The 6,420-nt window shown below is 66.0% G+C and carries 9 protein-coding genes; 7 read left to right on the top strand and 2 right to left on the bottom strand.

Going from position 1 to position 6,420, the window contains the following annotated elements; all coding sequences use genetic code 11:
* Nucleotides 1–27 precede the first annotated feature (27 nt).
* Both JWN21_RS00335 and JWN21_RS00330 read right to left on the bottom strand, forming a co-directional pair.
* On the bottom strand, nucleotides 28–258 hold the full coding sequence (locus JWN21_RS00335) for a DUF4287 domain-containing protein (RefSeq protein WP_299645397.1): 231 nt from the start codon (nucleotides 256–258) through the stop codon (nucleotides 28–30).
* A 30-nt stretch (nucleotides 259–288) separates the two neighbouring features.
* Nucleotides 289–702 carry a VOC family protein gene (locus tag JWN21_RS00330; RefSeq protein ID WP_299645396.1) on the bottom strand — a complete coding sequence of 138 codons (414 nt, stop codon included), beginning with the start codon at nucleotides 700–702 and terminating at the stop codon, nucleotides 289–291.
* Nucleotides 703–805: 103 nt separating this feature from the next.
* On the opposite strand from JWN21_RS00330, the gene JWN21_RS00325 reads away from it, so the two are divergent.
* The 7 genes from JWN21_RS00325 to JWN21_RS00295 form a co-directional block, all read left to right on the top strand.
* Nucleotides 806–1,456, top strand: a complete 651-nt coding sequence (locus tag JWN21_RS00325; protein ID WP_299645395.1) for a helix-turn-helix domain-containing protein — start codon at nucleotides 806–808, stop codon at nucleotides 1,454–1,456.
* Nucleotides 1,457–1,515: 59 nt separating this feature from the next.
* Nucleotides 1,516–2,520 (top strand): cobaltochelatase subunit CobS, encoded by a 1,005-nt coding sequence (gene cobS / locus JWN21_RS00320; RefSeq protein ID WP_299645394.1) that lies wholly within the window; start codon nucleotides 1,516–1,518, stop codon nucleotides 2,518–2,520.
* Nucleotides 2,521–2,564: 44 nt separating this feature from the next.
* Entirely contained in the window at nucleotides 2,565–2,840 is a 276-nt protein-coding gene (locus JWN21_RS00315; protein WP_299645393.1) for a type II toxin-antitoxin system Phd/YefM family antitoxin, read from the top strand.
* Nucleotides 2,841–2,844: 4 nt separating this feature from the next.
* Nucleotides 2,845–3,231 carry a type II toxin-antitoxin system VapC family toxin gene (locus JWN21_RS00310; protein WP_299645392.1) on the top strand — a complete coding sequence of 129 codons (387 nt, stop codon included), beginning with the start codon at nucleotides 2,845–2,847 and terminating at the stop codon, nucleotides 3,229–3,231.
* Nucleotides 3,228–5,051: a cobaltochelatase subunit CobT gene (gene cobT, locus JWN21_RS00305; protein WP_299645391.1), complete on the top strand. Its 1,824-nt coding sequence runs from the start codon at nucleotides 3,228–3,230 to the stop codon at nucleotides 5,049–5,051. The genes JWN21_RS00310 and cobT overlap by 4 nt, the downstream gene beginning before the upstream one ends.
* A complete protein-coding gene (locus tag JWN21_RS00300) occupies nucleotides 5,048–5,302 on the top strand; it encodes a ribbon-helix-helix domain-containing protein (protein ID WP_299645390.1) in 255 nt (84 codons plus the stop codon). The genes cobT and JWN21_RS00300 overlap by 4 nt, the downstream gene beginning before the upstream one ends.
* A gap of 54 nt (nucleotides 5,303–5,356) precedes the next feature.
* The coding region (locus tag JWN21_RS00295; protein ID WP_299645389.1) for a TonB-dependent siderophore receptor at nucleotides 5,357–6,420 on the top strand (1,064 nt) is incomplete at its 3' end.

Genomic DNA, 6,420 nt, shown 5'->3' with positions numbered 1-6,420 from the left:
CCAGCAGCGCGCGGCAGTCGCTGAGCATCAGCGATCCCCCTCCTTCCTGGCGCCTCTGAGCAGCGCGACGACCGACATGGCGTGACCGTGCCCCAGCGCGAGTTCGGCCTTGAGCGCGTCGACGATCGCCATCGGCTTCACACCGGGGGCAAGACCGCCGCCGGCGACCCAGCGCCTGGCCGCCGCCATCGCGCGCAGGTCGGCAGGCGTCTTGCCGGCCGTGCGTTCGATCGTAGCGAGATAGGCCTGGAACGACATGGCTCAGGTGACCTCGGTCTGCGGCTGGCTCTACGCGACCATTGCCTGGTCGACATCCATCCACATCAGCTCGACGATATGCCCGTCCGGATCCTCGAAACTGCGGCCATACATATAGCCGCCCATCTCCTGCCTGGGTGTCGCGTCGGGCTTGCCGCCGGCGGCCACCGCCTTGGCAAGCGTGGCGTCAACCGCCTCCCGACTGTCTTCCGACAGGCAGACCAACACCTGCGCCGTCTTATGCGCGTCCGCGATGACCTTTGGCGTGAAGGTGCGGAAAAAGTCGTGGCTGAGCAGCATGAAATTGATGGTGTCGGAAAACACCATCGCGCTCGCCTGCTCGTTCGAGAAGCGCTCGTCCTTTCGCGCACCGATCGCCTCGTAGAAGGCCGTCGCGCCGGCAACGTCGGCGACCGGCAGGTTCACGAAGATCATCCTTGGCATCGCGGCGTCCTCCTATCCCGAATCAACATTTGCCAACGTTGCCCGGAGCGGGTTACTTTTAGCAACCATGAAGTCAGGAAAAGTAACGAATCTCGGAAGCGGGGTGCAAAAGCGTTGGTACGACGACGCCTGCGGCACCGCGCTTGCCTTGGAATTTGTCGGTGAACGCTGGTCGCTACTCGTCATCCGCGAACTGATGTTCGGGCCGCGACGCTTCGGCGAAATCAAGACCAATCTGCCGGGGATCAGCGCGAATGTGCTGACGCAGCGGTTGGGGAGCCTGGAAGCGGCGAGCATCGTCATGCGGCGGCGGCTGCCTTCCCCCGCCAATGTCCAGGTCTATGACCTCACCGATTGGGGTCGAGAGGCGGAGATGGCGATCCGCGAGATGGGTCGTTGGGCCGCGCGCTCGCCCCGCCACGATCCGTTCGCCTTCATGTCCACCGCCTCGGCAATGATCTCGCTGCGGACGTTTGTCGATCCCGCGAAGGCCCTCGCGCAGACCATGACCGTCGCCTTTCGTTTCCCCGACGATGCCTTCGTGGCGCGCCTCGCCGACGGTGAAATTGCCGTGGCGCGCGGCGAGAGCAACGAGGTGGAAGCAACGCTTGTCGGAGACACGATGGCGCTGCGGCGGACGATCTACGGCAAAAACGGGTTCGACGGCGGCGGGCTGCTGAGCATCGCCGGGGATCGCAACGTGGCGCAACGCTTCGTTGATCTGTTCGCGCTGCCGACGAAGATCGGAGCGTAGCGGTTGAGTATGCGGCCGCGCTTGCCCTAAGGCGTCGGACCAATGCCTTGAGGCCTGCCATGATCGACCTGCCCAACACCCAGCCCGACAGCCGCGAGCAGTGCCTGCTCGATGCGCCCGACAAGATGGTCAGCGCGCGCGACGTGTTCGGCCTCGACACCGACATGCAGGTGCCCGCCTTCAGCGAGGCGGACGAGCGCGTGCCGGACCTCGACCCGGCCTATGTGTTCGACGGCGACACGACCTTGGCGGTGCTGGCGGGGTTCGCGCACAACCGTCGCGTCATGGTGCAGGGCTATCACGGCACCGGCAAGTCGACGCATATCGAACAGGTCGCGGCGCGGCTGAACTGGCCGTGCATCCGCATCAACCTGGACGCGCACATCAGCCGCATCGACCTCATCGGCCGCGACGCGATCGTGCTGCGCGACGGCCAGCAGGTGACCGAGTTCCGCGAGGGCCTGTTGCCCTGGGCGTTGCAGACGCCCACCGCCTTGGTGTTCGACGAGTACGATGCCGGCCGGCCGGACGTGATGTTCGTGATTCAGCGCGTGCTGGAGACCGAGGGCAAGCTGACGCTGCTCGACCAGAACCGTGTCATCCGGCCCAACCCGTGGTTCCGGCTGTTCGCGACCGCCAACACGGTCGGGCTGGGCGACACCAGCGGACTGTATCACGGCACGCAGCAGATCAACCAGGGCCAGATGGACCGCTGGAACATCGTGGTCACGCTCAACTACCTGCCCGCAGCCGTCGAGGCGCAGATCGTGTTGGCGAAATCGGGCGAGTATGACCGCGTCGGCGGCAAGAAGGAGGTGGACGCGATGGTCCGCGTCGCCGACCTGACGCGCAAGGGCTTCATCAACGGCGACATCTCGACCGTGATGAGCCCGCGCACGGTTATCACCTGGGCGCAGAACACGCTGATCTTCGGCGACGTCGGCTTTGCGTTCCGGCTGTCGTTCCTCAACAAGTGCGACGAAACCGAGCGGTCGCTGGTGGCGGAATATTACCAACGGGTGTTCGGGAAGGATTTGCCGGAGAGCGTGGTGGGGAAGGGTTGATGCGGAAGGTGGGCTAAGCTACTTAGCCCGCCAGGAGACCCGCCATGGCCGAAGCTGATCCGCAGAAGACCTTCAACGTGCATGACGCGAAATCCAACCTTTCGAAGCTGATCGACCGAGCGCATGCTGGTGAGGAGATCGTCCTCGCCAAGGCTGGCATGCCCTGGGCTAAGATCGTGCCTTATGCTGATCCGGCCAAACCCCGCCGCAAACCGGGACGCTGGCCGGAGCTCCGCAGCATTCCGAGTGAGGTGTGGTTCGACCCGCTGCCCAAAGATGAGCTTGATGCCTGGGACGGCAAGTATTCTGGCGACTGGTAACATCATGAATGTGCTACTCGACACGCACGCGCTCATATGGTGGTGGGCGAACGATCCACGTTTACCTGAGCCGTTGCGCGAGATCCTGGAGGCGGACGAGGCGACGGTTTATGTCAGCGCGATCTCCGCGCTCGAGATTGCCATCAAAGTTCGTCTCGGGCGGCTGCCGGAAATGGAACAACGCATTCTCGAATTTCGGCGTGGCGTTTCGGATGATGGGTTCCACCACCTGAACATGCATGAGGAGCATGCTCGACGGGCGGGGCTTCTGCGTGGCGAGCACCGCGATCCCTTTGACCGGGTGTTGGCGGCGCAGAGTCTCCACGAGCAGATGCCGATCATGACGAACGATCGACAACTGGCTGGCTTTGGTTGCGAGGTCATCTGGTGAGCCAGGAAACCCCCCTCGACCGCTTCAAGGCCGTGCTCGCGGGCGCGTCGCGGGCGATCGCGGACGAGCCGGAGGTCGAGCTGGCGTTCACCGCCGATGCCCCGGTGCAGTCGGGCAAGCATCTGAAGGTGCCGATGCCGGCGCGCGCATTGCCGGCCGATCAGGTGGCGGAGGCGCGCGGGTTCGCTGACGGCTTCGCGCTCAAGCTGCGGCACCACAACACTGCGCTGCACCTGAAGGGTGCGCCTGGCGACCCGGTGGCGCGCGCAGTGTTCGATGCGGTGGAGGGTGCGCGCGTCGAGGCGCTGGGCAGCCGGGGCTATGCCGGCATCGCCGACAACCTCGCCACCGCGCTCGACATGCGGCTGCGGTCGGACCCGATCACGCGCGCGCGCACCCGCGACGAAGTGCCGCTGTCGACCGCGCTGGCGCTGATGGTGCGCGAGCGGCTCACCGGACATGCCTCGCCCGGCGCCGCAGAACCGGGTCTGGCGCTGGTGCGCGACTGGGTTGAGGACCGCGCCGATCTGGACGCGCTGGCGCTGGCGATCGACGACCAGCGCGCGTTCCAGGCGCTCGCCACAAAGCTGCTGGAGCAGCTGGAGTTGATCGAGGGCACGCAGGTTCCCGACGAGGCGGACGAAGGCGGTGCCGAGGACGAGGGCACAGAAGAGGCAGCCGACGACCAGGGCGAAGAGGGGGAGGAGCAGGGCGGCGACGGTCAGGCCGAGGTCGAGGCGCGCGGCGAGCAGACCGAGGGCGAGGGCGACGAAGGCGAGGGGCAGGAGGCCGGAGACGACCAGTTCGACGACATGGATGCCGACGGGCAGGACGAGGGCGAGGAAGGGATGCAGCCCGTTCGCCCGAACCGGCCGCACGCCGACCTGTCGCCGCAGTTCGACTACAAGCACTGGACGACGCAGTTTGACGAGGTGATCGCGGCTACCGACTTGTGCGACCCGGACGAGCTGACGCGGCTGCGCGGCTATCTCGATCAGCAGCTGGTGCATCTGCAATCGGCGGTGTCGAAGCTCGCCAACCGGCTGCAGCGGCGACTGATGGCGCAGCAGAACCGGTCCTGGGACTTCGATCAGGAAGAAGGCATGCTCGACGCGGCGCGGCTGGCGCGGGTGATCGTCAGTCCCGGCTCGTCGCTGAGCTACAAGGTCGAGCGCGAGACCAAGTTCCGCGATACCGTGGTGACGCTGTTGATCGACAATTCGGGCTCGATGCGCGGAAGGCCGATCTCGATCGCGGCGATCTCGGCCGATATCCTCGCGCGGACGCTGGAGCGGTGCGGGGTCAAGACGGAGATCCTTGGCTTCACGACGCGCGCGTGGAAGGGCGGGCAGGCGCGCGAGACGTGGCTGGCGGCAGGGCGGCCGCTACAACCGGGGCGGTTGAACGACGTGCGCCACATCCTCTACAAGCGCGCGGACGAGCCGTATCGTCGCTCGCGCCAGAACCTCGGGCTGATGATGCGCGAGGGGCTGTTGAAGGAGAACATCGACGGCGAGGCGCTGTTGTGGGCGCACGCGCGGCTGCTCGCGCGGCCGGAGGAACGTCGCATCCTGATGGTCATCTCCGACGGCGCGCCGGTGGACGATTCGACGCTCAGCGTGAACAGCGGCTCGTATCTGGAGCGGCATCTGCGCCAGGTGATCGGCTGGATCGAGACCAAGTCGCCGGTCGAGCTGGTCGCGATCGGGATCGGTCACGACGTGACGCGCTATTACGCGCGAGCCGTCACGATCATGGACGCCGAACAGCTGGGCGGCACCATCATCGAGCAGCTGGCGGCGCTGTTCGACACCGAATGATCGGCGTCGACCCCGATTGCTTTGTCGGGCCGTGCAAGCGGTCGATCACCATCGCCGGGCATCAGACGTCGATCAGCCTGGAGCCGGAATTCTGGGAGGCTCTGGAGGCGGCGGCCAGAGCGCGGTCGTTGCCGCTGAGCGTGCTGGTTGCTCGGATCGACGCCTTGCGTTCGGGACAGCATCGCGCCCCCAATCTGGCCAGCGCCCTGCGCACCTGGCTGTTGCGCGAGGTTGCGAATAGCTCGCAATAAGTTTGACACTGCGAACGCTTCTCAATAGCGCCGCTCTCCAGAAGGGGAGTTTCGTTGCCCGCAATACCCAAGTTCCTGGCGCTTTCCTGCGTCGGCGCGTTCGCCACTGCGCCCGCTCTTGGCGCCGATCCTGAGACGCCCGAGGATCAGCGGCACGCCGACATCGTGGTCGAGGGCGAGCGCGTCCAGCGGAGCGACAACCCCAAGCTGGTCGCGTCGCTGGTCGATACGCCGCGCTCGATCGTGGTGCTGCCGCGCGAGGTGATCGAGCAGACCGGGTCGGCGACGTTGCAGGATGCGCTGCGCACCGTACCCGGCATCACCTTCGGCGCGGCGGAGGGCGGCAATCCGATCGGCGACCGGCCATTCATTCGCGGGTTCGATAGCCAGGGGTCGACTTTCCTGGACGGTGTCCGCGACATCGGCGCGCAGAGCCGCGAGGTGTTCGCGGTCGAGAGCGTGCAGATCGTGCGCGGTTCGGACTCCACGCTGGGCGGGCGAGGCTCCGCAGGGGGGACGCTGAACATCGGCTCCAAACTGCCGCAGGCGACCACGTTCGGCTCGACTGCCGTCAGCCATGGCAGCGACGACTACAAGCGCGCCACCGTCGATCTTAATGCCGCGCTTGGCCCCACCGTCGCGCTGCGGATCAACGGCATGTGGCACGACCAGGACGTCGCCGGTCGCGATGCGTTGTTCCAGAAGCGCTGGGCCGTGGCACCCTCGGTGACGATCGGACTGGGCGGACCCACGCAGCTGACGGCGATGTACTACCATCTGGAAACCGACGAACTGCCCGACAGCGGCTTGCCATATTCGTATGTCGCCAGTGCTGCCATCAACGCGACGCCCGCCGGTAGCAGCGGCGTCATCCTGTCGGAACCTGCGGTCGGCCGGTTCACCACCGCGTCCGGAACTGTTGGCCGGATCTCGCCGAACAGCTTCTACGGGCTGGCGAACCGCGACTTCCGCGAGACCAACATCGACCAGCTGACGCTGCGCGCGAGCCACGACTTTGGCGGCGTGACGTTGCGAAACACCGCGCGACTCAGCTCGACCAGTCAGGCCTATATCTACACGCAACCCGATGACAGCCAAGGCAATGTGTTCGGAATTCC

The sequence above is a fragment of the Sphingomonas bacterium genome, assembly GCF_028292945.1.
Classification (GTDB): domain Bacteria; phylum Pseudomonadota; class Alphaproteobacteria; order Sphingomonadales; family Sphingomonadaceae; genus Sphingomonas.
This window is presented reverse-complemented; position numbering and strand designations above follow the sequence as displayed.

Bases quoted from the DNA above. Each gene is read 5' to 3' on its own strand.
- JWN21_RS00310 (WP_299645392.1), top strand. From the start codon at position 2,845: ATGAATGTGCTACTCGACACGCACGCGCTCATATGGTGGTGGGCGAAC.
- cobS (WP_299645394.1), top strand. From the start codon at position 1,516: ATGATCGACCTGCCCAACACCCAGCCCGACAGCCGCGAGCAGTGCCTG.
- JWN21_RS00315 (WP_299645393.1), top strand. From the start codon at position 2,565: ATGGCCGAAGCTGATCCGCAGAAGACCTTCAACGTGCATGACGCGAAA.
- JWN21_RS00300 (WP_299645390.1), top strand. From the start codon at position 5,048: ATGATCGGCGTCGACCCCGATTGCTTTGTCGGGCCGTGCAAGCGGTCG.
- JWN21_RS00330 (WP_299645396.1), bottom strand. From the start codon at position 702: ATGCCAAGGATGATCTTCGTGAACCTGCCGGTCGCCGACGTTGCCGGC.
- JWN21_RS00335 (WP_299645397.1), bottom strand. From the start codon at position 258: ATGTCGTTCCAGGCCTATCTCGCTACGATCGAACGCACGGCCGGCAAG.